The sequence below is a fragment of the Georgenia sp. 311 genome (assembly GCF_006151955.1).
In the GTDB taxonomy this organism is placed as follows: domain Bacteria; phylum Actinomycetota; class Actinomycetes; order Actinomycetales; family Actinomycetaceae; genus Oceanitalea; species Oceanitalea wutianyii.
Window position 1 is genome coordinate 109,656 of the sequence record NZ_VDFS01000018.1, and the last position, 26,023, is coordinate 135,678.

The following is a 26,023-nucleotide window of genomic DNA, read 5'->3' on the forward strand; positions in this document are numbered from 1 at the left end:
GGAGGCTGGCGACGCCGGGGGGCAGGAAGCGCCGGCCGGTGACGGCCTCGCTCGTGCCGGTGCGGTCGAGGTAGGGCGCGATCCCGCCGTTGTGCAGCGGCCAGCCCGCGCCGAGCACCATCGCGAGGTCGACGTCGCGCACGTCGGCGACGACGCCGTCCTGAAGGAGCAGGTGCACCTCCTCGGCGAGCGCGCGCTGGACGCGGCGCAGGACGCCGTCGGCGTCGAGCGGCTCGGGCAGCGGCCGGGAGCCGAAGAACCGGTCGAGGTCCTCGCGGACGGCCGAGGCCGCGCTCGGCCGCTCGTCGACGGTGAACCGCTCGCCCTCCTCCACCATCCGCGCGAGCCCGGGGGACTGCGGGTAGCGGTCCCCGAGCGTGCGGCGCAGCTCGTCCAGCACGTGCATCGCCACCGCCGGGCCGACGAGCTGGAGCAGCTGGAACGGCCCCATCGGCAGGCCCATCGGGCGCAGCGCGCGGTCGGCGTCGGCGACGGTCGTGCCCTCCTCGAGCGCCCCGAGCACCTCGCCGAGGAGCCGGACGAGCACGCGGTTGACGACGAAGCCCGGCGCGTCCTGGCAGGCGATCGCGCTCTTGCGCGCCCCGGCGGCGACGGCGAAGGCCGTGGCGTAGGCGGTGTCGGAGGTGTGCGGCGTGCGCACGACCTCGACGAGCGGCATCTGGGCGACCGGGTTGAAGAAGTGCAGTCCGACGACGCGCTCGGGGTGCGCGAGCCCGTCGGCCATCGCGGTGACGGACAGGGCCGAGGTGTTGGTCGCGAGGACGCAGTCCGGCCCGACGACCGCCTCGAGCTCGGCGAAGACCCGCTGCTTGACCCCGAGGTCCTCGAACACCGCCTCGACGACGAGGTCGCTGCCGGCGAGGTCGGCGAGGTCGGTGGTCGCGGTCACCCGCTGGCGCAGCTCCGCGGCCTTCGCCTCCGCCAGCCGCCCCGACCGCTGGAGACGGGCGACCTGCGCCTCGACGTGGGCCAGCCCGGCGGCTGCGCGCTCGTCGTCGAGGTCGCGCATCGTCACCGGCACCCGCAGGGTACGGGCGAGGAGGACGGCGAGCTGGCTCGCCATGAGTCCCGCGCCGAGGATGCCGACCCGCCGCACCGGCCGCGCGAGCTCCTCGGAGGGGGCGCCCTCGGGGCGACGGGCGCGCCGTCGGGTGAGGTCGAAGGCGTAGAGCCCGGCCCGCAGCTGGTCGGACATGATGAGGTCGGTGAGGGCGGCGTCCTCCGCGGCGAAGCCCTCCTCCTGCGTCGCGGTGCGGGCGGCGGCGACGAGCTCGAGGGCCCGCTGCGGCGCCGGTGCACCGCCCTCGGCACGGAGCGCGACCGCGGCGCGGCGGGTGGCGACGGCGTCATCCCACGCCGCGGCGTCGGCGGTGTGGTCCGGACGGGCGGGGGTGATGGCTCCGGCGAGCACCTCGGCGACCCACGCGAGGGCGCCGTCGCGGAAGTCCGCCTCCCCGCCGCGCTGGACGGCGTCGACGAGCCCGACGTCCAGCGCCTGCTGTGCGGACAGGGTGCGCTGGCGGGGCGGGTTGTCGATGATGACCTGCAGGGCCGCCTCCGGCCCGACGAGGCGGGGCAGCAGGTAGCACCCGCCCCAGCCGGGGACCAGGCCGAGGGAGGTCTCGGGCAGGGCGAGCGGCGCGGCGTCGGTGGAGGCGACTCGGTAGCGGCAGGCGAGCGCGATCTCCAGGCCACCCCCGAGGGCCAGCCCGTTGACGAGCGCGAAGCTCGGCAGCTCGCGGAGCGTGGCGACGATCCGATGGCCTGCCTGGGCGACGCCGCGCGCGTCGTCGTCGTGGGCCATCACGCTGACGTCGCGCAGGTCGGCGCCCGCGGCGAAGGCCTGCCCGGACCCGGTGACGGCGACGGCCACCACCTCACCCGAGCGGACACGCTCCGCGGCGGCGGCCAGCGCCTCGTCCAGCGCCGCGATGCTCCGCGGGCCGAGCGTGGCCGGGCGGCCGTCGGCGCCGGTGAGCGTGAGCAGCGCGAGCGTGCCCCCGGCGAGCGGGACGTCCTCGACCGTGACGGTCGTGGGCTGGGTGGTCGATGTCATCGTCACTCCCTCGTGATGGGTTTACCGACGACCGACAGTACCGGGTAAGTCGGGCGGCGTCCGTCCGGCGGGGGAGCGAGCGGGGAGTGAGCGGGGAGCGGGCGGCTCAGGCCGTGGCGAGTGCCGCGGTCAGCGGACCGGCCGTGAGGTCGACCTGCCACGGGCGGGCGCCCTGGTCGGCGAGGGCAGCCCGGACGGACGGCTCGTCGACGGTCCGCGGCGGCGTCCAGGCGAGCTGCCGCTGCACCGCGGGGGCGAGCAGGTTCTCCTGCGGCACGTGGTGCTCCTCGCCGAGGGCGCGCACGGCGGCGCGGACGGCGTCGAGCCGGGCGGCGGCGGCCGGGTCCTTCTCCGGCCAGGCCCGCGGCGGCGGCGGGGTGCCGGTCGAGACCGGCAGGCGGCGCGGCGGGTAGTCCTCCGGGCGCAGCGCGAGCGCACGCTCGACCGCGGCCCACCAGTAGCCGCTGCTGCGGCGGGTGCCCTTGCCCGCGAACTCGGGCAGTGCGACGAGGTCCCGCTCACTGCGCGGCAGTGCCTGCGCGGCGGCGACGATCGCGCGGTCCGGCAGCACCCGGCCCGGCGCGCGGTCCCGCTTGCGGGCGAGCTCGTCGCGCGCCTGCCACAGCTCGCGGACGACGGCGACGCCCTGGCCGCCGCGGATGGCGTGCATCCCCGACGTGCGCCGCCACGGGTCCACGCGCGGCTCGGGGGCCGGCGCGAGGCGCACGGCCTCGAACTCCTGCTCGGCCCACTCGAGCTTGCCCGCCGCCTGGAGCTCGGCGGCGAGCCGGTCGCGCAGCTCGACGAGGAACTCGACGTCGAGCGCCGCGTACCGCAGCCAGTCCTCCGGGAGCGGGCGCTCGGACCAGTCGGCGGCCGAGTGCTCCTTTGCCAGCGCGAAGCCGAGCTCCTCGGCGATGAGCGCGCCCAGGCCGACCTTCGGCCGGCCGAGCAGACGCGCGGCGAGCTCGGTGTCGAAGAGCCGGTCGGGCTGCAGGCCGAGGTCGTGGAAGCCGGGGAGGTCCTGGTTCGCGGCGTGAAGCACCCACTCCTGCCCGGCGAGTGCCTCGTTCACCGCGTCGAGCCGCCCGACGGCGATCGGGTCGATGAGCACGGTGCCCGCGCCCTCGCGGCGGAGCTGGACGAGGTAGGTGCGCTGGCCGTAGCGGTAGCCGGACGCGCGCTCGGCGTCCGCGGCGACCGGACCGGTGCCGGAGGCGAGCGCCTCGACCGCGGCGGCGAGACCGGCGTCGGTCTCGATGACCGGGGGAGTGCCCTCGTGCGGTTCGGTGACGGGGACCAGGTGGGGCGTCTCGACGTCGACGGGCTCGGTCATGGACCCAACGGTATGCCCCGGCGCGGCCCCGGCGCCCGGTGGCGCGCGGTGGTGGACCTATGGTGACGAATGCCCCACGGTCACTGGTGGGGACGCAGCGCGGTGACGCCCTCCGGGAGTGGCTCCAGGCCCGCCGCGGAGGCGGCGAGCGCGGTCCACGCGTCGAGGTGCGGCCCGAGGTCGGTGGTGTTCGGCGTCCACGACGCGCGGAGCTCGATCTCGACCGTCCGGCCGCGCAGTGCGAGCCCGCCGAAGCTCTCGGACAGGACACGCGTGACCGTGCCGGACAGCGAGTGGTAGCCCGCCCCGGCACTCTCCAACGCGTCGGTGAGCCATGCCCAGCCGACCTCCCCGAGCAGCGGGTCGGCGCCCATCTCGTCCTCGAGGGTGGCGCGGGCCATGACGATGATCCGGAACGTGCCGTTCCACGCGCTCTGGCCCTCGGGGTCGTGGAGGACGACGAACCGGCCGTTGCCGAGCATCGTCTCGGGGTCGGTCGTCGGGTTGACCTCCGCGGTGAGCGCCAGGGCGTAGGGCGCGATGCGCGTGGGCGGTGGCACCTCCGCGAGGTGCACCTCGGGCCGCTGGCGGCGTCCTCGCAGACTGAGGAGCGCGTCCTCGAAGTCCGGCGGGATACGCGAACCGTCGCTGTTCACCACTCCAGGCTAGGCCGGGCCGGCCCGAACCCGGGAGGGGCGCGCCGGTAGACTCGCCGGGCCCCGTCGTCACCGACCCTGGAGGATCCCGTGGCCGACTTCCGCCCGGTTCTGCTCGGCACCGATCTCGGCGTGTACTCCATCGCCCGGTCCTTCCACGAGGCGTACGGCGTGCGCTCGATGGTCGTGTCCAACCAGCTCCGCGGCCCGATCGACCACTCGCGGATCATCGACAACGTCCTCGTCGGTGCGGGCGCCGGGGAGGAGGAGACGGTCGCCGCCCTGCTCGACGTCGGGCGTCGCCACGCCGGGACCCCGCTGCTGCTCATGGTCAACGCCGAGCACGAGGTCGAGCTCGTCGTGCGCAACCGCGCGGCCCTCGAGCCGCACTTCGTCATCCCGTTCGCCTCCGGGGAGGTCCTCACGGCCGCCGCCGACAAGGAGGTGCTCGCCGCGACGTGCGCCCGCCTCGGGATCGCCACGCCCGCCTCCCAGGCGGTCGACCTCGCCGACGCCGGGCAGGAGGGCTGGGCGCCGCCGGCGCTCGACCTCACCTTCCCGGTGGTCCTCAAGCCCGCCGTGAGCGCCGAGCACCTGCTGCTGTCCTTCGCGGGCAAGCGCAAGGTCTACACGGCGACGACGGCCGCCCAGGCCGATGACGTGCTGCGGCGCCTCGCCAGGGCCGGGCTGCGCGACGTCGTCCTCGTCCAGGAGCTCATCCCGGGCCACGACACGCAGGGCCGCACGGTCACCTGCTACGTCGACCGGGCGGGGGAGGTGACGCTCATGGCGTCGGGGCAGCTGCTGCTCCAGCTCCACGAGCCGACGATGATCGGCAACTCTGCGGCGATCCTCACCGAGCCGCAGCCGGAGGTGGAGGAGCAGGCGGCCGCGATCCTCCGCGAGCTCGGGTTCACCGGGTTCGCCAACTTCGACGTCAAGGTCGACCCGCGTGACGGTCGCGCGCACTTCCTCGACCTCAACCCGCGCATCGGGCGCCCCAACTACTACCTCAACGTCGCCGGGCGGAACCCGGCCCGCGCCGTCGTCGCCGACTTCGCGGCCGAGCTCGGGCTCGGCGGTCCGGTGGCGTCGCCGCTGTACCGGCCCGAGCAGGAGGTGGGCGTCTACTCCTACCTGCCGTGGTCGCTCGTGCGGCGCTACCTCACCGACCCCGGTCTGCGGCGGACGGTGGCGCGCGTCCACCGGACGCGGCGCTTCACCCACCCGCTGGCCTACGCCCTGGACCGCGACCCGCGCCGGACGTTCTACCGCGCGGCGTCGACCGTCAACCTCGTGCGCGACTTCCGCGCCCACTACCCGGAGCCGACGCCGACCGGCCTGTGAGCCTCAGCCCTGCGCGGCGCCCTCGGCATACTGCGCGGCGAACTCGGCCGACGGCGGGGTGGGAGTGATGACGTCGATGAGCACGCCCCCGGGGTCGACGACGATGAAGTGCCGCTGACCCCAGTCCTCGGTGCGGATGTCCCGCGCGAGCGGCAGGCCGGCGCGGCGGACGAGGCGGTCGTACTCGCCGTCGACGTCGGTGACCTCGAGGTTGAGCAGGACGCCGGACGCGGGCCGGCCGAAGCCGGCGGGCACGCTCTCGTGCGTCGGGTCGAGGAGCGCGAGCTCGTAGGCCGGGGGACCGGGGCGGTGCAGGCTGACGTACCAGTCGGCGGCGAACGTCACCTCGAAGCCGAGGTGCTCGGTGTAGAAGCGGGTGGAGCGGGCGAGGTCCTCGGTGCCGAGGACGGGGTAGAAGCTCGTGAGTTCCATGGTTGCCTCTCTCGTTGGCGTACCTTGGGTACGTCAAGGGTGTCACGTACCTGAGGTATGTCAAGAGGGGTGGGGCGATGACGAGCAGGGCCGACCAGCGCGAGGCGACCGCGGCGGCATTCGTGTCCGAGGCGCGTGCACTCTTCGCCCGCGAGGGGTACGCCGCCGTGCCGCCGGCCCGGATCGTCGAGGCCGTCGGCAGGACCAAGGGCGCGCTCTACCACCACTTCGGGAGCAAGCTCGGGCTCTTCCGGGCCGTGGTGGAGCAGGTGCAGCGCGAGGTGGGGGCGCGCGTGGCGGCCGCCGCCGAGCAGCACACCGACCCCTGGGACCAGCTCGTCGCCGGCTGCGAGGCGTTCGTCGCGGCGGGGGCGGACCCCGACGTCCGGCGGATCATGCTCGTCGACGCCCCGGCCGTGCTCGGCTGGGCGGAGTGGCGGGCGATGGACGAGGCGTCCTCGGGGCGGCTGCTCGCCGAGGTGCTCACCGAGCTGGTCGAGGAGGGCACCCTCGAGCCGCAGCCGGTGGAACCGCTCGCGCGGCTGCTGTCCGGGGCGATGAACGAGGCCGCCCTCTGGCTCGCCGAGCAGGGCGGGGAGGGCGACCTCGAGGCGGTCACCGCCGCCCTGCGCCGCCTGCTCGACCCGCTGCGCGTCAGGCCCGGTGGACCGACACGGTGACCGAGACCGTCACCGCGAGCGGCTCCGGCAGTGCGGCGACGGCCGCGAGGAGCTCGTCCCTGTCGAGGTGGTGGGCGCTGGGGCCCATGAGCGCCTCGTGCACGACGTCCGCGTGCGTGAGCGTCGCGCGGTAGCGCACGGCCCGTTCTGCCGTCGTCGTGAAGTCGGCGAGCTGACGGGCCAGCCGGGCCTCCTTGTCCGGGGCCACCGTGAGCATCCCGAGCGGGCCGATGATCTCGGCGAGGTGGTCCTGCGCCGGCGCGACGACCACCAGTCGCCCTCCGGGCGCGAGCACGCGGGCGATCTCCGCCGGGTTGCGCGGGCCGAAGACGCTGAGCACCGCCGCGGACGAGCCGGCGGCGAGCGGGAGCGGTTGCCACACGTCCGCGCGGACCGCCGCCAGGCGCGGGTGGGCCCGGGCGGCGCGCCGGGACGCGTACGGGGAGATCTCGACGTCGACGCCGAGCGCCCGGGGGAGGGCGTCCAGCACGGTGGCGAGGTAGTAGCCGGTGCCACCGGCCAGGTCGAGGACGAGCGGGTGGTCGGCGTCGTCGGCCGCGGGGACGTCGCGGACTGCCTCGGCGAGGGCGCGGGCGACCGGCTCGTAGTGCCCGGCGGTGAGGAACGCAGTGCGCGCCGCGACCATGTCGGCGGTGTCGCCCGCGACCGCCGGCCGTGCGCCCCCGAGCAGGGTGAGGTAGCCCTGCCGGGCGATGTCGAAGGCGTGCCCCGCCGCGCACCGCACCGTGCGCTCGGTCCGGGTCAGCGTCTCGGTGCACACCGGGCAGCGCAGCCGGTCCATCACGAGGTCGAGGGGCGTCTCCATGTCACCCGCCACCCTATGCGCCCCACGATCGCCCGTGTCTCTCCCACCCGCCCCGCGCCCCGCGCCTACCCACCCCTCTCCACTCCCATCTCCACCCCCGTCACGCGCCGAGCGCTGGATCCTGCACGCGCTCGCAGCGCGGCCGCGCCCACCCCGCTGACCTGCCGAGCGCCAGGCCGTCCCGTCCCGCACCCCCTCCGCCGAGAGGTGGATTCTGCACGCACGCAGCGCCTCCGCCGAGGGCATCGGAATCTGCCACTACGTCGGGCCGAGGGGCCCGAGTTCGCGCGTCAGAACGGCGTGTTGCGCGCGTGTCGCGTACTTGGTGGCAGCTTTCGTGCGCTGGTGGGTGGGGGTGCACGATCCAGCGCCCGGCGAAGGGGGAGTGGGAACCAGCGCTCGGCGAAAGAGGGAGGAGGCGCCGGTAGGCGTGGCGGGGGAGTGAGGGGGCAGCTGGGGTGGGGAGCGGCTGGCTTAGGGTTGGGGGGTGCTCATCCTGCTTCCCCCGTCGGAGTCCAAGTCCAGCCGTAGCCGGGGCAAGCCGGCCGACCCGACGGCGGTGAGCTTCCGGGAGCTCGTCGCGCCGCGGCGGACCGTCGCGGCCGAGCTCGCCGCGGTGAGCGCCGGGCCCGACGCGCTCACGGTCCTCGGCGTCGGCCCGAGCCTGGCCGAGGAGGTCGCCCGCAACACCCGGCTCGACACCGCTCCGGCGCTCGCGGTCGGCGAGCTGTACACCGGCGTCCTGTACGACGCGCTCGACCTCGCGGGCATGGACGCCGCGGCCCGGCGCCGCGCCACCCGCTGGATCGTCGTCGTCTCCGCGCTCCACGGCGCCCTGCGCCTCAGCGACCGGGTCGCGCCCTACCGGCTGTCGATGGGCGTCACGCTCCCGGGCACCGGCCCGCTCGCCCGCTTCTGGCGCCCCCACCTCGAGGAGGTGCTGACGACGGCGGCGGGGGACGGCGTCGTCGTCGACTGCCGCTCCTCGACCTACGCGGCGGCAGGCTCGCCCCGCGGGGAGGCGGCCGAGCGCTGGGTGCAGGTGCGCGTCCCCGGCGCCAGCCACATGGCCAAGCACACCCGCGGCCTCGTCGCCGGCCACCTGTGCCGGACGGGGACGGCGCCCCGCACACCGGAGGCGCTCGCCGAGGAGCTCGGCGACGCGTTCGTCGTCCACGGGCTCACCCCGCCGGCGCGCCCCGGAAAGCCGTGGGTGCTCGACGTCACCCCGGGGCAGGCGGAATAGAACGCCGGGCGCCCGGTTGGACCTCGGGTAGGCCACCCCGACGAAAGGCGTTCGATGCCGCTCCCGCTCTCCATCCTCGACCTCGCGACCGTCGCCCGCGACCAGACCGTCGCCGAGTCCCTCGCCGGGACCGTCGCCCTCGCGCGGCAGGCGGAGACGAGCGGGTACTCGCGGGTCTGGTACGCCGAGCACCACAACATGGCGGGCATCGCCTCCTCGGCGACGTCGGTGCTCATCGCCCACGTCGCCGCGCACACGTCGAGCATCCGGCTCGGGTCCGGCGGCGTCATGCTGCCCAACCACTCCCCGCTGACGATCGCCGAGCAGTACGGCACCCTCGCGACCCTGCACCCGGGGCGCATCGACCTGGGCCTGGGCCGCGCGCCGGGCACCGACCAGAACACGATGCGCGCCCTGCGCCGCGACGTCACCTCCGCCGACTCCTTCCCCGACGACGTCCTCGAGCTCCAGGGCTACCTGCGCGGGCAGTCGCGCATCCCCGGCGTCGACGCCTACCCGGGCAAGGGCACCGACGTGCCGCTGTACATCCTCGGCTCCTCGCTGTTCGGTGCCCGCCTGGCCGCAGCGCTCGGCCTGCCCTACGCGTTCGCCTCGCACTTCGCGCCTGCCGCGCTGCACGAGGCCGTCGCCCTGTACCGCAGCTCCTTCCAGCCCTCCGACCAGCTCGCCGAGCCCTATGTCATCGCCGCCTACAACGTCGTCGCGGCCGACGACCAGGCCGACGCCGAGCGCCAGGCCCAGGAGGTCATGCGCAGCCGGGTGGCGCTCATCCTGCGCCCGGGCACGGAGTACACCGACGAGCAGGCCGACGCGCTGCTGCGGTCCCCGCAGGCCGGGCACCTGCACCAGATGATGACCTACAGCGCGGTCGGCACCCCCGACGTCGTGCGGGAGAAGGTCACCGCGTTCGCCGAGGAGAGCAGGGCGGACGAGCTGATGACCGCCCACCAGAGCCCCCGGGTGGAGCAGCGGCTGCGCTCGGCGGAGCTGCTCGCGGAGGCGTACCTCACCTGATCCCGACGGAGCCCCCGGCGCCCGCGCGGCCTAGGGTGGGGGGCGACGTGAAAGGGGACCAAGTGGAGCACAGCATCAGGCTCGTGCCGCTGGACGACGCGGAGTTCGCGGCGCTCACGGCAGATGTCGACCTCCCTGTCGAGCAGTCGCTCGCCTGGGACGCCTATGACCGCGCGGTGCCGGGCCGCTGGCCGTGGAAGCGCTTCGTCTTCCAGGTCGACGAGCAGCCGGCCGCGGTGCTGTCGCTCTCGGAGTACGTCGGGCGCGGGTTCCGCTACCTGTGGGCCAAGCACGGCCCGGTCTGGCTCGTCGAGCCGACGCCGGAGCTCGAGCTCGCGCTGCGCGAGCGGCTGGTCCACGGCGTGCACGCCGTCGACCCGCGGCTCGTGTTCGTGCGCCTCCACGCGGCGCACCCGGCCGAGGACCTCCACCCGCTGCTGCAGTCGGTGACCTACGACCGCACCGTCGTCGTCGAGCTCGCCGGCCGCAGCGACGACGACCTGCTCGCCGGCATGAAGAAGCGCGGCCGCCGCGACCTGCGCAAGGGTCTGCGCGAGCAGCCCGTGGACTGCACCGAGGAGACCGGCATCAGCGCCGAGGGCTTCGCCGAGCTCTACGAGGTCCTGCGCGAGACCGCCGAGCGCGACGGCTTCGGGGCCCACCCGATCACCGTCTACACGACGATGCTCGACGCGCTCGGCCCCCAGCACGCGCGGCTGTTCGTCGCGCGCCACGCCGGTGAGGTCCAGGCCTGGGTCATCGTCACCGTGCACGACGGCGCCGCGACCGCCTACTACGCCGCGAGTACCGAGGCCGGGCGCGCGCACGACGCCGCCACCCAGCTCTACTGGCACATCATCCGCACGCTGCGCGACGAGGGCGCCAGGACCTTCGACTTCATGGGCGTGGGCTCGGAGATCGCGCCCTCGCTGGAGGCACTGACGACGATGAAGACGAAGTTCAACCCCGAGATCGCCGAGGTCGCCCCCGCGTGGGACGTGCCGGTGCGCCCGTGGGCCTACCGCGCGCTCACCAAGGCGCTGGCCGCCAAGCGTGCCGCCGTCGCCACCGCCCGCCGCGCCGTGCCGGCGGTCCGTGGGGACGAGACCCGTGAGGAGGAGACCGCGTGAGCCTTCGTCCCGTCGACGACGCCACCTACCGCGAGCTCGCCGCCGGCCTCGCGCTGCCCATCGAGCAGGCGCCGGTGTGGGCGGCGTTCGACGCCGTCGTCGCCGGCCGTTCCCACTGGGGCCGCCTGGCCTATGAGGAGGACGGCGTGCCCGCCGCGGTCGTCTCGCTCGCCGAGGTCCGGGGTCCGGGCGGCTTCCGCTACCTGTGGGCCAAGAACGGGCCGGTGTGGCTCGTGGAGCCGACGGCGCAGCGGGAGGCGGCGCTGCGCCGCGAGCTCGCGGAGCGTCTGCGGCAGGTGGATCCGCGGTTCGTCTTCGTGCGCCTCCACGCGCTGCACGAGGCGCCCGACCTGCGCCCGGTCATGCAGGGCATCACCTACGACCGCACGGTGATCGTCGACCTCGACCGCAGCGAGGAGGACGTCTTCGCCGCGATGAAGCAGCAGGGCCGCCGCGCGATCCGCAAGGCGATGAAGGACGAGTCCCTCACGGTCACCGAGGAGACGGGCCTGGACGAGGCCGCGTTCGCCGAGCTCTACGAGGTGTTCGTCGAGACGGGTGAGCGGGAGGGCTTCGGCCCGCACCCGGCCCGCCGCTACCTCGACATGCTCACCACCCTGGGCCCGGAGCACGCGCGGGTGTTCGTCACCCGGCGCGACGGGCGGGTGCTCGCCTGGGCGCTGGTCCTCGTCAACGACGGTGCGGCGCTGTACTCGGTGGGCGCGTCCAACGCCGAGGCGCGCAGCGCCTACGCCGCCGACCTCCTCCACTGGCACGTCATGAAGACCCTGCTCGCCGAGGGCGTGCGCTCCTACGACCTCGCGGGCGCCGGGTCCGAACGCTTCCCGGGCCTGTCCGGGCTCACCCAGTTCAAGACGAAGTTCGAGAAGGAGATCACCGAGGTGGCCCCCGCGTGGGACATGCCGGTGCACCCCCTCGCCTACGACGCGCTCGTCCGGGCGCTTGGCGCCAAGCGCTGGGCCACGGCGCAGGCACGCGGCCTGCTCTCCCGGGTCCGCAGCCGCCGCAGCGCCTGACGCGCCGCCCGGTCCACCGCTCTGGGACACCCCTCCGCACCTCTGGGACGCCCCCTGGCGCGCGCCACGCGGCCGCGAAGGGGCGTCCCAGAGGGAGAGGCTCAGCCGATGATGGTCGAGCCGGTGTAGAGGTGGAGCACCGGCAGGCCCATGGCCTCCCGGGCGCGCGACGCCCAGTCCCGGCGGAAGGTGTCGTCGAGCATCTTCGGGGTGGTGACGACGACGACCTCGGAGGCACGGAAGCCGTTCGCCGCCTGGAGCAGGGCGGGCAGGGGGTCGTCCTGGACGACCTGCCCGTCGGCCGTCGCGCCGGATGCGGCGAGCAGGTCGAGGGACCGGCGCAGGGCCTCGGCCGCCTCGGTCCGCGCCTCGCGGTCGTCGGGGTCGGGGTCGGTGATGTCGGACCACAGCCGGCGCAGGTCGAGCAGGCCGAGGTCGTTGACGACCTCGTGGAGCACGTTGTGCTCGGTGTCCGCCGGCACGAGCACCTGGAAGCGGACGTCGCGCTCGGCGTAGTAGTCGACGATCTGGCGCACGTCGGTGTCGAGAAGGGCGTCCTCGGTCAGGACGATCACGGTCTCGCTCACGGGTCCTCCAGTCGGGTCGGTGATCGGTCTGTCAGCAGCGCAGGACGGCGACGTCGCGGCCGGGCAGGGTGAGGACGTCGCCGGCCACGCTCGCCTCCCCGGTCCAGCCGAGAATCAGCTCACGCACCTGGCCGCGCACCGGGATCTCGCGCGGCTCCTCGTCGAGGTTGACGACGACGGCGATCGCGCCGCGGTACATCGCCAGCCAGCCGCCGTCCTCGGGTGCCGTCACGCCGGTGTCGGCGCGCACGCCGCTGGCGAGGTCCGCCTCGGTGTGCCGCAGGCGCACGAGGTCGCGGTAGAACTCGAGCAGCCGGGCGTGGCGGGGCTCGCGGGCCTCGTCCCAGTCGAGCTTGCTCGCCTCGAACGTGCTGCGCGCCTGCGGGTCGGGCACCTCGACGTCCTCGCCGTAGACCTTCTCCCAGCCGTGGGAGGCGAACTCGGCGGTGCGGCCCTCGCGGATCGCCTGGGCGAGCTCGGGCTCGGAGTGGTCGGTGAAGTACTGGAAGGGGGTGCGTGCCCCCCACTCCTCGCCCATGAAGAGCATCGGGGTGTAGGGGCCGAGGAGGACGAGCGCGGCGGAGACGGCGAGGCCGCCGTCGTCGAGCGCGGGCCGGTCCCCGATCGCCCGGTTGCCCACCTGGTCGTGGTCCTGGGAGAAGACGACGAACCGCCGGGCGTCCACGTCGGCAGGCACCGGAGCGCCCCACTCCGTGCCGCGGAACTCGGAGTACGTGCCCGCGTGGACGAAGACCTCGCTCAGCGCCTGGCGCAGGGTCTCGGTCGTCCCGAAGCTCACGTAGTAGCCGTGCCGCTCGCCGGTGAGGCGGGCGTGCAGCGCGTGGTGCACGTCGTCGTCCCACTGGGCCGTCATCCCCAGCCCGCCCTCGGCGGTCGGGGTGACCATCCGCGCGTCGTTGAGGTCGGACTCAGCGATGAGGGACAGCGGCCGGCCGACCTCGCGCTCGAGCTCGGCGACGGCCTCGGACAGCTCGGCGAGCAGGTGGCGCTCGGAGTCGTCGATGAGGGCGTGGACGGCGTCCAGGCGCAGCGCGTCGACGTGGAAGTCGCGCAGCCAGCGCAGCGCGTTGTCGATGACGAACCGGCGCACCGGCCCGGCGTCGTCGCCGTCGAGGTTGACGGCGGCGCCCCACGGGGTGTGGTGACGCTCGGTGAAGTACGGGCCGAACTGTCCGAGGTAGTTGCCCGACGGCCCCAGGTGGTTGTGGACGACGTCGAGGCAGACGGCCAGGCCGCGGGCGTGGGCGGCGTCGACGAAGCGCTGCAGCGCCTCCGGCCCGCCGTACGGGGCGTGGACCGCGTAGAGCGCGACCCCGTCGTACCCCCAGCCGAACTCGCCGGGGAAGGCGGCCACGGGCATGAGCTCCACCATGTCGACGCCGAGGTCGACGAGGTGGTCCAGCCGCCCGATCGCGGCGTCGAGGGTGCCCTCGGGGGTGAACGTGCCGACGTGCAGCTCGTAGACCACCGCGCCGAGGCTGGAGCGGCCGGCCCACCCGTCGTCGGCCCACGGGTAGGCCGCGGCGTCGAACGTGCGCGAGGGGCCGTGGACGCCCTCGGGCTGCCACGGGCTGCGCGGGTCGGGCAGGCCGGGGCCGCCGTCGAGGTGGAGGAGGTAGTCGGTGCCGGGGGCGACCGGTTCCGGCGTCGACCACCAGCCCCCGTCCCCGGCCACCATGGGCACGCGCCCGGTGGGCAGGGAGATCTCCACGCGCTGCGCCTGCGGCGCCCAGACGGTCACTGGCTCAGTCATCGGCACGTTCCAGGAGGGCGACGGGGTGGGGGTCGAGGAGGTCGGCCAGGCGGCACGGGCCGCCCGGGTACTCCCGGCGGGTGAGGACGTCGCGCCACCGGCCCTCGGGCAGGACGACGGAGTGCTCGCCGAACCCGCCGAGCGCATCCAGACCCCGGGCGAGGCGGGTGACGACCGTGACGGCACGAGGCCCGGCGACGTCGGCGCGCGCGAAGGCGATCGCGTGGCCGGTGGACGTCGGCAGCGGCAGGTACTGGGCCTCCGCGCCGACGAACGCGTCCGCCTCCCGGCGCCGCAGCCGCAGTGCCTGCGCGGTGAGCGCGAGCTTGACCTCGTCGAGGGAGCCGGGCGTCGCGCCCGCGTCGAGCCGTTCGAGACGGGCGTCGAGCCCGGCGAAGTCGACGGGACGGCGGTTGTCGGGGTCCACGAGGGAGGTCTGGGTGACCTCGGTGCCCTGGTAGACGTCGGCGACGCCGGCGATGGTGAGCTGGAGGAGCTTGTACCCCAGGACGGCCGCGCGGACCGAGGCCGCGGTCGTGCGGCCCCACGCGGTGAGCGCGGCGTGAACCTCGGGGTGCTCGAGGATCGCGCTCGCGTAGGCGAGGAGCGACTCCTCGCGCTCGGCGTCGGGGTCGGTCCACGTTGTCCAGGACTTCTGCTCGCGGACCGCCTTGGTGAGGTAGTCCCGCAGCCGCTGCGCGGAGATGGGCCCGTCCTCCGTCCACGTGCCGGCGACAGTCTGCCACAGGAGGTTCTCCGCGCGGCCGTCGAGGTCGGTCGGACGCAGGTCCGCCGTCGCCACGCGCAGCCCACGGACAAGCTCGAGCCACTCGTCCGCGTACTCGGACAGCACGCCGATGCGCGCGCGCACGTCCTCCCCGCGCTTGGTGTCGTGGGTGCTGCCGGCGGTCATCGTCGCCGGGTGGGTGTACAGGGCCTGGGTCGCCCACGCGTGGAGCTCGTCGACGCTGATGCCGAAGCGGCGGGGCGAGCCGCCGACCTCGCACAGGCTCACCAGGTGGGTCCACCGGTAGTAGGCGGTGTCCTCCACGCCCTTGGCCATGACGGCGCCGCACGTCTGCTGGAAGCGGACGATGAGCTCGGCGCGGCGGGCGTCGTGCACCTTCCCGGCGCTGCCGACCTCGTTGCCGAGCACGAGCTCGACGACGAGGTCGAGGGTCTCGTGGCGGTCCTCGTCCAGCCTGGCGCGCGCGTGCTCGGCGGCCTCCCGCACCACCCGCTCGGCGAGCGGCGGGGCGGGCTCCCCGGGCACGACGTAGGCGCGGTAGCGGTCGAACGCGACGAGCAGCTCGACGACGCAGTCCTCGAGGGAGCGCAGCGTGTGGTCACGCAGGCGCACGTCGTGGTCGCACAGCTCGCGCAGGATCGTGGCGAGCCGGTGCACCTCGGCGTACAGCGAGGTGGCGATGACCTGGCGCTTGGACTCCGCGACGAGCGCGGAGAGCTCCCCGCGGGAATCCCCGGCGATCTCGGTCATGGCGGTGCCGAGCGCGCCCGAGCCGGACGGGTCGGTGAGCACCGAGTTGATGCGCCAGGCGGCGTCGTAGCCCGTGGTGCCCGCCACCGGCCAGTCCGCCGGCAGGGTCTCGTCGCCCTCGAGGATCTTCTCCGCGACGACCCAGGCCCCGCCGGTCGCCTCGTCGAGGCGCTGGAAGTAGTCGCGCGGGTCGGCCAGGCCGTCGGGGTGGTCGATGCGCAGCGCGTCGACGTGGCCGGCGGCGATGAGCTCGAGAAGCACGCCGTGGGTCGCCTGGAAGACGTCGGGGTCCTCCATGCGCACCGCGGCGAGGGTGTCGACGTCGAAGAACCGGCGGTAGTTGAGCTCCTCGTCGGCCACCCGCCAGTACGACAGGCGGTAGAACTGCCGGTCGAGGAGGTCGGCCAGCGGAAGGTGCTCCGTGCTCGGGCGGACGGGGAAGACGTGCTCGTAGTAGCGCAGCACCGGCTGCTCCCCGGCCTCCGGCTCGCTCGGCACGACCATCTGCTCGACCCGCAGCTCGCCGGACGCGAGGGCCTGCCCGATGCGCTGCCCGAGGACGGGCATGAGGATGCCGGGACGGTCGAGCTCGAGGTCGAGGTCGAACCACGCCGCGTAGGGGGAGGCGGGCCCCTCCTTGAGAACCGACCACAGGGCCTTGTTGTGCCACACGGGCGTGGGGACGGCCATGTGGTTGGGCACGACGTCGACGACGACCCCGAGGCCCGCGGCGTGCGCCGTCGTGCACAGCCGCTCGAGGGCCTCGCGGCCGCCGAGGTCCGCGGAGATCCGCGAGTGGTCGACGACGTCGTACCCGTGCGTCGAGCCGGGCGCCGCCTGGAGGACGGGGGACAGGTAGAGGTCGGTGACGCCGAGGCGGGTGAGGTAGGGCACCAGCCGCTCGGCGTCGGCGAAGGTGAGGTCCGGGCTGAGCTGGAGGCGGTAGGTGCTCACCGGCAGCCGGCGCCCGGGGGCGGGGAGGTGTGCGGTGGCCGCGGAGGCGGCTGCGTCCGGGCTCATGCGGCGGCCTCGCGGGGGCAGACGAGGATGACGGTGCTGTAGGGGGAGAGCTCGACGGTCTCCCCGGGCGCGTACTCCGCGTGCTCGTTGTCCTCCGCGTCGCCGTGGGGGTCGGTGTTGATCGCGGTGTTCCAGGCCTTGCCGTGGTGCTCGTCCGGGATCGTGAAGGTCACCGGCTCGGCGGCACCGTTGAGGAGGATGAGCAGGCTGTCGTCGACGATCCGCTCACCGCGGGTGTCGGGCTCGGGGATGGCGTCGCCGTTGTAGGAGATCATGATCGACCGGGCGAAGGACTGGTGCCAGTCCTCCTCCTCCATGTGCTCCCCCGACGGCTTGAGCCAGGAGATCTCCCCGACCTCGGACTGCCCGCCGTGGCCGGGGTCGCCCGCGAAGAAGCGCCGGCGGCGCAGCACCGGGTGCTCGCGCCGCAGCGCGACCATGCGGCGGGTGAAGTCGAGGATCTGCTCACGGTCCTCGTCGAGGTCCCAGTCGACCCAGGCGAGCTCGTTGTCCTGGCAGTAGACGTTGTTGTTGCCCTGCTGGGTACGGCCCATCTCGTCGCCGTGGGAGATCATCGGCACGCCCTGCGAGAAGAGCAGCGTGGCGAGGAAGTTGCGGTGGCGGCGCAGCCGCAGCGCGCGGACCTCCGGGTCGTCCGTCTCGCCCTCGACGCCGCTGTTCCACGAGCGGTTGTGCGACTCGCCGTCACGGTTGTCCTCGCCGTTGGCCTCGTTGTGCTTCTCGTTGTAGGAGACGAGGTCGCGCAGCGTGAAGCCGTCGTGGGCCGTGACGAAGTTGATCGAGGCGACGGGGTGGCGCCCGGAGTGGGCGTACACGTCCGCCGATCCGGTGATGCGCGTGGCGAACTCGGCGAGCGTCGAGGGCTCGCTGCGCCAGAAGTCGCGGACGGTGTCGCGGTAGCGCCCGTTCCACTCCGTCCACAGCGGCGGGAACCCGCCGACCTGGTAGCCGCCCTCCCCGAGGTCCCACGGCTCGGCGATGAGCTTGACCTGGGAGATCACCGGGTCCTGCTGGATGATGTCGAAGAACGCCGAGAGGCGGTCCACCTCGTGGAGCTCGCGGGCCAGCGTGGAGGCGAGGTCGAAGCGGAACCCGTCCACGTGCATCTCGGTGATCCAGTACCGCAGCGAGTCCATGATCATCTGCAGCGTGTGCGGGGAGCGCATGAGCAGGGAGTTGCCCGTGCCGGTCGTGTCGAAGTAGTGCGTCTTGTCGTCCTCGACGAGCCGGTAGTACGACGCGTTGTCGATGCCCTTGAAGGACAGCGTCGGGCCCAGGTGGTTGCCCTCGGCGGTGTGGTTGTAGACGACGTCGAGGATGACCTCGATGTTCGCCGCGTGCAGCGCCTTGACCATGGCCTTGAACTCCTGCACCTGCTCGCCGCGCGTCCCGAAGGCCGCGTAGCCGTTGTGCGGAGCGAAGAAGCCGATGGAGTTGTAGCCCCAGTAGTTGCTCAGACCCTTCTCCTGGAGGTGGGGGTCGTTGACGAACTGGTGGACCGGCATGAGCTCGATCGCCGTGACGCCGAGCGTCGTGAGGTGCTCGATGATCGCCGGGTCGGCGATGGCGGCGTAGGTGCCCCGGATCTCGTCCGGGACCTGCGGGTGGAGCTCGGTCAGGCCCTTGACGTGCGCCTCGTAGATGACCGAGTCGTGGTACTGGTGGCCCGGCGGGCGGTCGAACTCCCAGTCGAAGAACGGGTTGATGACCACCGAGTACATCGTGTGGTCGGCGGAGTCCTCGGTGTTGCGCCTCGTCGGGTCGGTGAAGTCGTAGGAGTACAGGGACTGGTGGCCCGAGATGTTGCCGTCGATGGCCTTGGCGTACGGGTCGAGGAGCAGCTTGGACGGGTCGCAGCGGTGCCCGTTGGCGGGGTCGTACGGGCCGTGGACCCGGAAGCCGTAGCGCTGCCCGGGCTGCACGGGGCGGAGGTAGCCGTGCCACACGTGGCCGTCGACCTCGGTGAGGTCGACGCGGGTCTCGGTGCCGTCGTCGTCGAGCAGGCACAGCTCGACGCGCTCGGCGACGGAGGAGAAGAGGGCGAAGTTGGTGCCGGTCCCGTCGAAGGTGGCACCCAGGGGGTATGGACGTCCAGGCCAGGGCTGCATGAGCGATAGGTTCTCATCACAGCGCCGATCCGGCCTGTGAAAGCGACTTCCTCACAAAGGAGGACAACTCCGATGTTCGATCTCCCGGCCGAGTGGCAGGTGGCACTCGAGGCCGTCGGATGGATCGGCTCAGCCATCGTCGTCTGGTCGATGATGCAGCAGCGGATCCTGCGGTTGCGCCTTTACAACCTCATCGGGTGCCTCATCCAGGTTCTTTACAACGGCGTGCTCGGGGTGTGGCCCGTCGTCGCGCTCAACGTCGTCCTCGCGATCGTCCAGGTGGTGAACCTCACTCGTCTGCTGCGCGGGCGGGACGACCCCGCCTCCTACGCCGTCGTCGACGTCCCGGCGGACGGCGCGCTGCTCGGCGGGCTGCTCGGGCGCCACCGGGAGGACATCGCCCGATTCCAGCCGGGCTTCACGCAGGCGTCGAAGGACGCCGACGCGTTCGTCGTCCTGGCCGGGGACGAGCTCGTGGGTGCCGTCGTCGTGCACGACGCCGGTGACGGGACCGCGCAGATCGAGCTCGACTACGTCACCGAGAGGTACCGCGACTTCTCGCCCGGGCGCTTCGTCTTCGGGCGCAGCGGCGTGCTCGCCGAGCGGGGCTACCGCGCCGTGGTCTCGGCCCCGGACCTCGTCGAGCCGTACTACGAGCAGATCGGGTTCCGCCGCGAGGGCGAGCGGTACGTCCTCGACCTCGTGACCGCCTCCTGAGCCGGCGAGCTCAGCGGCCGGCGGACAGCCGCTCGAGCAGCCGGCCCAGCGTCCGAGCCTCCTCGGAGGACAACGGGGCGAGGGCGTCGCGCTCGATCCGGTCGAGGTCCGGGCACAGCCTGTCGTAGAGGCGGCGGCCGCGCTCGGAGACGTGGACGACGACGCGCCGGCGGTCGGCGGCGTCGACGTCGCGGTAGACGAGCGCGGTCTCGGCCAGCCGGTCGACGACGCGGGTGAGGGTGGGCCCGGTGAGCCGGGCCGCCGTCCTCAGCTCGCGCATCGTCCGCGGCCCCGCGAGGGCGAGGCGCTCGAGGACGCGCCACTGGTCGTAGGTGAGGTCGTGCTCCCGCAGGACGGCCTCGGCCTGCGCGCGGAAGCCGACCGCGATCGCGTCCAGGAGGTCGACGGCGGTCCGAGGGGTGTCGCCGGTCATGACGTGGTCCGCTCTTCCCAAAGCAGTGACGCGGGGGCATAGTGGCCCCACCTCGGCCCAACGTATCCCGAACGGACATTCGTGGCCGGACGACGCGCAGGGCGGGGGCGTGGGCGACGACGACGTTCGAGTGGCGCTGGTGGTCCCGCTCCAGGGGCCGGCCGGCATCCTCGGTCCGTCCTGCGAGGCGGTGGCGGCCACGGCCGTGCGCGCGGTCAACGAGGACGGCGTGCTCGGCCGGGCCGTCCGGCTCGAGGTCGTCGACGGGGGAGCGCCGCCCGCGCAGGTGGCCGCCGAGGTCGGGCGGCTGCTGGCGGCCGGGCGCGTCGACGCCGTCACCGGGTGGCACATCTCGGCGGTGCGGGAGGCGCTCGCGCCGGTGACCGCGGGCCGGGTGCCCTACGTGTACACCTCGACCTACGAGGGCGGTGAGGGGCGGCCGGGCGTCTTCTGCACGGGCGAGACGCCGGCGGGGCAGGTGGCGCCGGCGCTGCGCTGGCTGCGTGACGAGCTCGGCGTGCGGCGCTGGTTCGTCGTGGGGGACGACTACGTGTGGCCCCGCCGGTCGGCGTCACGGACCGTCGAGTACGCCCGCGAGCTCGGCCTGGAGCTGTCGGGCGTGGCCTACGTGCCGCTCGGCACCACTGAATACTCTGCGGTCCTCCGCTCGGTCGAGGCGAGCGACGCGCAGGGCGTGCTCCTCTTCCTCGTCGGCCAGGATGCCGTCCACTTCAACCGGGCGTTCGCCGCGCGCGGCCTGGACGCGCGGATGGTCCGGCTGAGCTCCCTGATGGAGGAGAGCGTGCTGCTGGCCAGCGGGGCGGCCGCCACCCGCAACCTCTACTCCAGCGCCGCCTACTTCCGCTCCCTGGCGACGCCCGACGCGCTGGCGTTCGGCCGGGAGTACGTCGCCCAGCACGGGCCGCACGCCCCGCCCCTGAACAACGCGGCGGAGTCGTGCTACGAGGGCCTCGTCATGCTCGCGGGGCTGGCCCGGCGGGCGGGGAGCCTGCGCCTGGGGGACGTCGTGGCGAGCGCCGACGGCACCGGCTACGACGGCCCGCGCGGCCCGGTGCACCTGCGCGGCAACCACGCCCACCAGCGGATCCACCTCGCCGCTGCCGACGGCTACGACTTCGACGTCGTCGCCTCCTTCTGAGGGCGGACCCCGATTGGACAGAGGGACCCTTGACGGGCAAATGCTTCCAGATGAAACTGTTTCAACTGGTCCCACTGGAGGTAAGCCAATGCCGACTTACGCCTTCCGGTGCAGCTCCTGCGCGGAGTTCACCGTCATCCTGCCCATGGCCGCCGTGCGCCAGACGCACGCCTGCCCCACGTGCGCCGCGGACGCGCCACGCGTCTACGGCTCACCCGCCCTGCTCGGGACGCCGGCCGCACTGCACCGGGGGATCGACGCCGCCGCGGCGAGCGCCGAGACCCCGCAGGTCGTGCGCTCGGTCCCCGCCGGGGCACCCGGCCCTCGCGGCCGACGGTGGAGCCCGTTCACCGGGCCGCGCCCCGTCAACGCCGCCGTCCGCGCCGGCGGCCCCCACCCGGCTCTGCCCCGGTGGTGAGGTCGTGGCCGCCGTCGGCTTGGTCTACGTGGGGGCGGTGCTGTTCGTCAACGGCATCATGCTCCTCGGGCACGTCACGCCGAGGGCCGTCGCCCCGCTCAACTTCTTCGTCGGGGCCCTGCAGGTCCTGACGCCGACCTACCTCATCGTCCTCGCCGCCGGTGACCCGGCCGCGATCGCCCTCGCAGCCGGCCTCTACTTCTTCGGCTTCACCTACCTGTGGGTGGGCGTCAACTCCGTCACCGGGTGGCCCAACGACGGGCTCGGCTGGTTCTCCCTCACGGTCACGGTCGCCGGCATCGTCTTCGCGATCTACTCCTGGACCGTCGTGGGGGACCGGGCGTTCACCGTCCTGTGGCTGCTGTGGGCGCTGCTGTGGCTCGCCTTCTTCGTGCTCATGGCGCTGCGCCGCGACGACCTCGGCCCCGTGGTCGGGGTGCTCGCCGCGAGCTACGGCGTCATCACCACCGGCGGCCCGGGACTCCTGCTCCTCGGGGGCTGGTGGGAGGACTCCGGGACCCTCGCCGCGGTCCTCGCCGTCCTCGGGCTCCTCATGGTGCCCCTCAGCTTCCCCCTCAGCCGTGTGCTGAGAGCCAGTCCTGCCCCACCCCAGCCGGCCGGCACCGCGGCCGCCGACGAAAGGAACTCCCATGCCTGAGGTCGTGTTCAGCGTCGACCAGAGCAAGTCCATGCGGGACCAGGCGGTCCCGGGCCACAACCGGTGGCACCCGGACATCCCGCCCGCCGTGACGATCAAGCCGGGCACCGACATCCGGGTCGAGTGCAAGGAGTGGACCGACGGGCAGATCGGCAACAACGACTCCGCCGACGACGTGCGGGACGTCGACCTGTCCGTCGCCCACATGCTCTCCGGGCCCATCGCCGTCGAAGGGGCGGAGCCGGGAGACCTGCTCGTCGTCGACATCCTCGACCTCGGGCCGGTGCCGCAGGCCGAGGGACCGAACTGCGGGGAGGGCTGGGGGTACTCCGGCATCTTCGCCAAGGTCAACGGAGGCGGCTTCCTCACCGACTACTTCCCCGACGCCTACAAGGCCGTGTGGGACTTCCAGGGCCAGCAGTGCAGCTCGCGCCACGTCCCGGGCGTGAAGTACACCGGGATCACCCACCCCGGCCTCTTCGGCACGGCTCCCTCCCCGGAGCTCCTCGCCAGGTGGAACGCCCGCGAGCGGGCGCTCATCGCCACCGACCCCGACCGCGTGCCGCCGCTCGCGCTGCCGCCGCTGGAGGCCGGCGTCCTCGGGGGCACCGCCGAGGGGGACATCCTCGACCGCATCGCCCGGGACGGTGCCCGCACCGTGCCGCCACGGGAGAACGGTGGCAACCACGACATCAAGAACTTCACCCGGGGCAGCCGGGTGTTCTACCCGGTCCACGTGGCCGGCGGTCTGCTGTCGGGAGGCGACCTCCACTTCAGCCAGGGCGACGGCGAGATCAACTTCTGCGGCGCCATCGAGATGGGCGGCTTCATCGACTTCCACGTCGACCTCATCAAGGGCGGCATGGAGACCTACGGGATCCACCACAACCCCGTGTTCATGCCCGGCCGGGTCGCACCCGTGTACTCCGAGTACCTCACGTTCATCGGGATCTCCGTCGACCACCGCGACGACACCAACCTCTACATGGACGCGACCGAGGCGTACCGCAACGCCTGTCTCAACGCCATCGAGTACCTCAAGAAGTGGGGCTACACGGGGGAGCAGGCCTACCTCATCCTCGGCACCTCGCCGATCGAGGGCCGTATCGGCGGCGTCGTCGACATCCCGAACGCGTGCTGCTCGCTGTTCCTGCCGACCGAGATCTTCGACACCGACATCCGTCCGGGCGGCAGCGGCCCGGTCTACACCGACCGTGGCCAGGTGGCCGTGACCTCCTGACCCGAGGAACGAGCAAGGCCCCCCGACCGCTGGTCGGGGGGCCTTGCTGCTGGTGGGCGATACTGGGTTCGAACCAGTGACCTCCTCGGTGTGAACGAGGCGCTCTACCACTGAGCCAATCGCCCGTGCTGGACGATGCTAACGCACCGGCGGGCGTGGTCCCAAACGGCTCACGGGTCGAGGTCCTGGGCGACCCGCTCGGCGAAGACCTGCTGCATCCGCAGCGTCACCGGGCCGGCATGCAGCTCGCGGCCCTCGAGGACGTCCACCGGGACGATGCCGCGCGTGGCCGATGTCACGGCCGCGTGCTCCGCCGCGCGGAAGTCCGCGAGCGGGATCCTCGCCTCCCGCACGGGCAGGCCGGCCTCCGTGGCCCACTCCAGGACGAGCTCGCGGGTGACCCCGGCGAGGCAGCCGGACTCCAGCGGCGGGGTGAGGAGCTCACCGCCGGTCTCGAGGAAGAGGTTGCTCGCCCCGCCCTCGCACAGCTCCCCGCGCGTGTTGGCGAGCACGGCCTCGGTGCCGCCGTGGCGGCGGGCGTGCTCGATGGCCAGGACGTTCTCGGCGTAGGACGTGGACTTCGCGCCCGTGAGCGGCGAGCGCTCGTTGCGCACCCAGGGTGCGACGACGAGCGCGGTGCGGGCGGGCGCCGGGGCGCTGCCGGGCGCCGGGTGGGCCACGGGGTGGCTCTCCGCGGTGAGGAGCAGGGTGGGCGTCGTGGCGGCGCGGGCCGGCCCGCCCTCCGCCGGTCCCGCGGTCCAGGTGACCCGCAGGCGCCCGGTGGGGCCGTCGAGGCGGGAGGCGAGGTCGCGCGCGGCGCGGGCGACGACGTCGAGCGGCGGGGTGGGCAGGCCCACGATCTCGGCCGAGCGTGCGAGTCGCGCGAGGTGGCGCCGCAGGGCGAACGGTGTGCCGTCGATGACGACGCAGGTGTCGAAGACCCCGTCCCCGACGAGCAGGCCCCGGTCGAGCGCCGTGACGACGGGCTCGTGGGCCGGTCGGACCTCGCCGTCGAACCACACCAGGGTGCTCATGTGATCAGCCTCCCACGGACGCCAGGGAGACGAGCCGGGCCGCCTTGAGCTCGGTCTCGCGCCACTCGGCCACCGGGTCGCTGCCCCAGGTGATCCCGGCGCCGGTGCCGAAGTGGAGGGTGCCGCCGTCCTGCGGCGTCCACCAGAACGTGCGGATCCCGACGGCGAGCTCGGCGCGGCCGGCGTCGGCGTCCACCCAGCCCACGGCGCCGCAGTACGGGCCGCGGGCGACCGGCTCGAGCTCGTCGATGAGGCGGAGCGCGCTCGACTTCGGTGCCCCGCTCACCGACGCCGGCGGCAGCGTCGCGTCGAGCAGTGCCGCCCACCCGGCGGGGTCGAGCGTCTCGCGCAGCGTCCCGGCCACCCGCGAGACGAGGTGGACGAGCCCGGGGTGGTGCTCGACGGCGCAGAGGTCGAGGACCTCGACCGTGCCGGGGGCGCACACGTGCTGGAGGTCGTTGCGGACGAGGTCGGTGATCATGACGTTCTCCGCGTGGTCCTTCTCGGTGAGGTCCTCCGCCCGGGCCCCCGTGCCCTTGATCGGCCCGGAGACGACCCGCCCGTCGCGCACGGAGAGGAACAGCTCGGGGGAGGCGGTGACCACCCACGCCGGATGCTCCGCCGCCCCCACGGGCACGTGGACGACCCCGCCGTAGGGCGCCGGGTTGCCCCGGGCGAGCGTGGCGGCCAAAGGCCCCGGGTCCGGCTCCCCGAGGAGCGGGGCACGCAGCACGCGGCAGATGTTCGCCTGGTAGACGTCGCCCTCCCGGACCGCCTCGCGCACCCGCCGGACGGCGGCGAGATAGCCGGCCTCGTCCAGCGAGGACGTCCACGAGGAGGCTCGCGGGCCCTGCCACGGGACCTCCGCGTCGAAATTCGACGGCGTGGCCATGGTCACATCGGGTGCTTCTGGGGCCACCTCGGCGAACCTCCAGCCGGTCACCTCGCCCTCGAAGGTGGCCACGACTGCCCACCACCCCGACCGCAGTGCGTCGGGGTATTTGCGCAGGTCAGCGCACTCGACGAGGGTTCGTGCGAAGACTCCGGGGAAGCTCGCGAAGGGCGCCGGCGGCGTCGTGGAGGAGGGGGGCTGGCTCACCCGAAGCACGCTAGTGGGCCGAGTTGGACTCTCGGCCGACCCCGGGTTAATGTTGTCCACGTCAGCAGGGCAAGCCCGGCTGAAACGCGGATGTGGCTCAGTTGGTAGAGCATCACCTTGCCAAGGTGAGGGTCGCGGGTTCGAGTCCCGTCATCCGCTCGAGGTACCACCCCCCGGTGGGGCAGTACAAGCCTCAGGGTGGCGTGGCCGAGAGGCGAGGCAGCGGCCTGCAAAGCCGTATACACGGGTTCGAATCCCGTCGCCACCTCGGTTGTGAAGCAAGACTTGGGCGATTGGCGCAGCGGTAGCGCGCTTCCCTGACACGGAAGAGGTCACTGGTTCGATCCCAGTATCGCCCACCAGAGAAGTAGCAAGGCAGAAGGGCCGCGCGGAGAGATCCGGGCGGCCCTTCTGCTTGTGCCCACCCCGAGCTGACCCCAACGCCGACCCCAACG

Annotated in this window: 23 protein-coding genes and 4 tRNA genes; 14 read left to right on the forward strand and 13 right to left on the reverse strand. The window is 73.6% G+C overall.

Annotation, left to right across the window (positions count from 1 at the left end; all coding sequences use genetic code 11):
- The 3 genes from FHE66_RS03410 to FHE66_RS03420 all read right to left on the reverse strand — a co-directional run.
- A partial coding sequence (locus FHE66_RS03410) for a 3-hydroxyacyl-CoA dehydrogenase NAD-binding domain-containing protein (RefSeq protein ID WP_139071653.1) occupies positions 1 to 2,077 on the reverse strand: 2,077 nt, incomplete at its 3' end.
- A gap of 106 nt (positions 2,078 to 2,183) precedes the next feature.
- Positions 2,184 to 3,413: a ribonuclease D gene (locus FHE66_RS03415; RefSeq protein WP_139071585.1), complete on the reverse strand. Its 1,230-nt coding sequence runs from the start codon at positions 3,411 to 3,413 to the stop codon at positions 2,184 to 2,186.
- 80 nt (positions 3,414 to 3,493) lie between these two features.
- Positions 3,494 to 4,069, reverse strand: coding sequence for a DUF3000 domain-containing protein (locus FHE66_RS03420; protein ID WP_139071586.1), 576 nt, complete (start codon positions 4,067 to 4,069; stop codon positions 3,494 to 3,496).
- A 90-nt stretch (positions 4,070 to 4,159) separates the two neighbouring features.
- Between FHE66_RS03420 and FHE66_RS03425 the strand changes: the two genes are divergently transcribed.
- Positions 4,160 to 5,416, forward strand: coding sequence for an ATP-grasp domain-containing protein (locus tag FHE66_RS03425; protein WP_139071587.1), 1,257 nt, complete (start codon positions 4,160 to 4,162; stop codon positions 5,414 to 5,416).
- Between the two features lie 3 nt (positions 5,417 to 5,419).
- Here the strand turns inward: FHE66_RS03425 and FHE66_RS03430 are convergent, their stop codons facing one another.
- Entirely contained in the window at positions 5,420 to 5,848 is a 429-nt protein-coding gene (locus tag FHE66_RS03430) for a VOC family protein (protein WP_139071588.1), read from the reverse strand.
- A gap of 77 nt (positions 5,849 to 5,925) precedes the next feature.
- Here FHE66_RS03430 and FHE66_RS03435 point away from each other — a divergent pair, with 77 nt between their 5' ends.
- Positions 5,926 to 6,528, forward strand: a complete 603-nt coding sequence (locus FHE66_RS03435) for a TetR/AcrR family transcriptional regulator (protein ID WP_139071589.1) — start codon at positions 5,926 to 5,928, stop codon at positions 6,526 to 6,528.
- On the opposite strand, the gene FHE66_RS03440 is transcribed toward FHE66_RS03435, so the two are convergent.
- Positions 6,503 to 7,354: a putative RNA methyltransferase gene (locus tag FHE66_RS03440; protein ID WP_139071590.1), complete on the reverse strand. Its 852-nt coding sequence runs from the start codon at positions 7,352 to 7,354 to the stop codon at positions 6,503 to 6,505. The two genes, FHE66_RS03435 and FHE66_RS03440, sit on opposite strands and share 26 nt — an antisense overlap.
- 487 nt (positions 7,355 to 7,841) lie before the next feature.
- Here FHE66_RS03440 and FHE66_RS03445 point away from each other — a divergent pair, with 487 nt between their 5' ends.
- The 4 genes from FHE66_RS03445 to FHE66_RS03460 all read left to right on the forward strand — a co-directional run bounded on the left by FHE66_RS03445 (position 7,842) and on the right by FHE66_RS03460 (position 11,802).
- On the forward strand, positions 7,842 to 8,600 hold the full coding sequence (locus FHE66_RS03445; protein ID WP_139071591.1) for a YaaA family protein: 759 nt from the start codon (positions 7,842 to 7,844) through the stop codon (positions 8,598 to 8,600).
- 54 nt (positions 8,601 to 8,654) lie between these two features.
- Positions 8,655 to 9,635, forward strand: a complete 981-nt coding sequence (locus FHE66_RS03450) for an LLM class flavin-dependent oxidoreductase (RefSeq protein WP_139071592.1) — start codon at positions 8,655 to 8,657, stop codon at positions 9,633 to 9,635.
- 62 nt (positions 9,636 to 9,697) lie between these two features.
- Positions 9,698 to 10,765: a GNAT family N-acetyltransferase gene (locus FHE66_RS03455; protein ID WP_218013599.1), complete on the forward strand. Its 1,068-nt coding sequence runs from the start codon at positions 9,698 to 9,700 to the stop codon at positions 10,763 to 10,765.
- Positions 10,762 to 11,802, forward strand: coding sequence for a GNAT family N-acetyltransferase (locus FHE66_RS03460; protein WP_139071593.1), 1,041 nt, complete (start codon positions 10,762 to 10,764; stop codon positions 11,800 to 11,802). The genes FHE66_RS03455 and FHE66_RS03460 overlap by 4 nt, the downstream gene beginning before the upstream one ends.
- A 101-nt stretch (positions 11,803 to 11,903) precedes the next feature.
- Here FHE66_RS03460 and FHE66_RS03465 read toward each other — a convergent pair whose 3' ends face one another.
- Genes FHE66_RS03465 through glgX form a run of 4 tightly spaced genes read right to left on the reverse strand, consistent with a single transcriptional unit; the run spans position 11,904 to position 18,810 of the window.
- The gene (locus FHE66_RS03465; RefSeq protein WP_139071594.1) at positions 11,904 to 12,389 is read right to left on the reverse strand and encodes a hypothetical protein; all 486 of its coding nucleotides are present in this window, start codon (positions 12,387 to 12,389) and stop codon (positions 11,904 to 11,906) included.
- Positions 12,390 to 12,420: 31 nt separating this feature from the next.
- Positions 12,421 to 14,163 carry a malto-oligosyltrehalose trehalohydrolase gene (gene treZ, locus FHE66_RS03470; RefSeq protein ID WP_139071595.1) on the reverse strand — a complete coding sequence of 581 codons (1,743 nt, stop codon included), beginning with the start codon at positions 14,161 to 14,163 and terminating at the stop codon, positions 12,421 to 12,423.
- Positions 14,156 to 16,681, reverse strand: coding sequence for a malto-oligosyltrehalose synthase (gene treY, locus FHE66_RS03475; RefSeq protein WP_139071596.1), 2,526 nt, complete (start codon positions 16,679 to 16,681; stop codon positions 14,156 to 14,158). Before treY ends, treZ begins: the two co-directional genes overlap by 8 nt.
- A complete protein-coding gene (gene glgX / locus FHE66_RS03480) occupies positions 16,678 to 18,810 on the reverse strand; it encodes a glycogen debranching protein GlgX (RefSeq protein ID WP_139071597.1) in 2,133 nt (710 codons plus the stop codon). Before glgX ends, treY begins: the two co-directional genes overlap by 4 nt.
- A gap of 72 nt (positions 18,811 to 18,882) precedes the next feature.
- Here glgX and FHE66_RS03485 point away from each other — a divergent pair, with 72 nt between their 5' ends.
- Positions 18,883 to 19,527, forward strand: a complete 645-nt coding sequence (locus tag FHE66_RS03485; protein ID WP_139071598.1) for a YgjV family protein — start codon at positions 18,883 to 18,885, stop codon at positions 19,525 to 19,527.
- Positions 19,528 to 19,537: 10 nt separating this feature from the next.
- Here FHE66_RS03485 and FHE66_RS03490 read toward each other — a convergent pair whose 3' ends face one another.
- Positions 19,538 to 19,960 (reverse strand): MarR family winged helix-turn-helix transcriptional regulator, encoded by a 423-nt coding sequence (locus FHE66_RS03490; protein WP_139071599.1) that lies wholly within the window; start codon positions 19,958 to 19,960, stop codon positions 19,538 to 19,540.
- 109 nt (positions 19,961 to 20,069) lie between these two features.
- Here FHE66_RS03490 and FHE66_RS03495 point away from each other — a divergent pair, with 109 nt between their 5' ends.
- From FHE66_RS03495 to fmdA, 4 genes are all read left to right on the forward strand, one after another.
- Positions 20,070 to 21,119, forward strand: a complete 1,050-nt coding sequence (locus FHE66_RS03495; RefSeq protein WP_255303591.1) for a substrate-binding domain-containing protein — start codon at positions 20,070 to 20,072, stop codon at positions 21,117 to 21,119.
- An 88-nt stretch (positions 21,120 to 21,207) separates the two neighbouring features.
- Positions 21,208 to 21,537 carry an FmdB family zinc ribbon protein gene (locus FHE66_RS03500; protein ID WP_176554626.1) on the forward strand — a complete coding sequence of 110 codons (330 nt, stop codon included), beginning with the start codon at positions 21,208 to 21,210 and terminating at the stop codon, positions 21,535 to 21,537.
- A gap of 4 nt (positions 21,538 to 21,541) precedes the next feature.
- Entirely contained in the window at positions 21,542 to 22,195 is a 654-nt protein-coding gene (locus FHE66_RS03505; protein ID WP_139071602.1) for an AmiS/UreI family transporter, read from the forward strand.
- The gene (gene fmdA / locus FHE66_RS03510; RefSeq protein WP_139071603.1) at positions 22,188 to 23,435 is read left to right on the forward strand and encodes a formamidase; all 1,248 of its coding nucleotides are present in this window, start codon (positions 22,188 to 22,190) and stop codon (positions 23,433 to 23,435) included. Before FHE66_RS03505 ends, fmdA begins: the two co-directional genes overlap by 8 nt.
- A 50-nt stretch (positions 23,436 to 23,485) precedes the next feature.
- Here fmdA and FHE66_RS03515 read toward each other — a convergent pair.
- The 3 genes from FHE66_RS03515 to FHE66_RS03525 all read right to left on the reverse strand — a co-directional run bounded on the left by FHE66_RS03515 (position 23,486) and on the right by FHE66_RS03525 (position 25,361).
- Positions 23,486 to 23,560: transfer RNA gene (locus tag FHE66_RS03515), tRNA-Val, on the reverse strand.
- Between the two features lie 45 nt (positions 23,561 to 23,605).
- Entirely contained in the window at positions 23,606 to 24,469 is an 864-nt protein-coding gene (locus tag FHE66_RS03520; protein WP_139071604.1) for an aminotransferase class IV, read from the reverse strand.
- 4 nt (positions 24,470 to 24,473) lie between these two features.
- Positions 24,474 to 25,361 (reverse strand): chorismate-binding protein, encoded by an 888-nt coding sequence (locus tag FHE66_RS03525; protein ID WP_139071605.1) that lies wholly within the window; start codon positions 25,359 to 25,361, stop codon positions 24,474 to 24,476.
- 293 nt (positions 25,362 to 25,654) lie between these two features.
- Here FHE66_RS03525 and FHE66_RS03530 point away from each other — a divergent pair.
- From FHE66_RS03530 to FHE66_RS03540, 3 genes are all read left to right on the forward strand, one after another.
- Positions 25,655 to 25,727 (forward strand) — tRNA-Gly (locus FHE66_RS03530).
- A 38-nt stretch (positions 25,728 to 25,765) separates the two neighbouring features.
- Positions 25,766 to 25,836, forward strand: a tRNA-Cys gene (locus FHE66_RS03535).
- Positions 25,837 to 25,855: 19 nt separating this feature from the next.
- Positions 25,856 to 25,930: transfer RNA gene (locus FHE66_RS03540), tRNA-Val, on the forward strand.
- Positions 25,931 to 26,023: the final 93 nt, after the last annotated feature.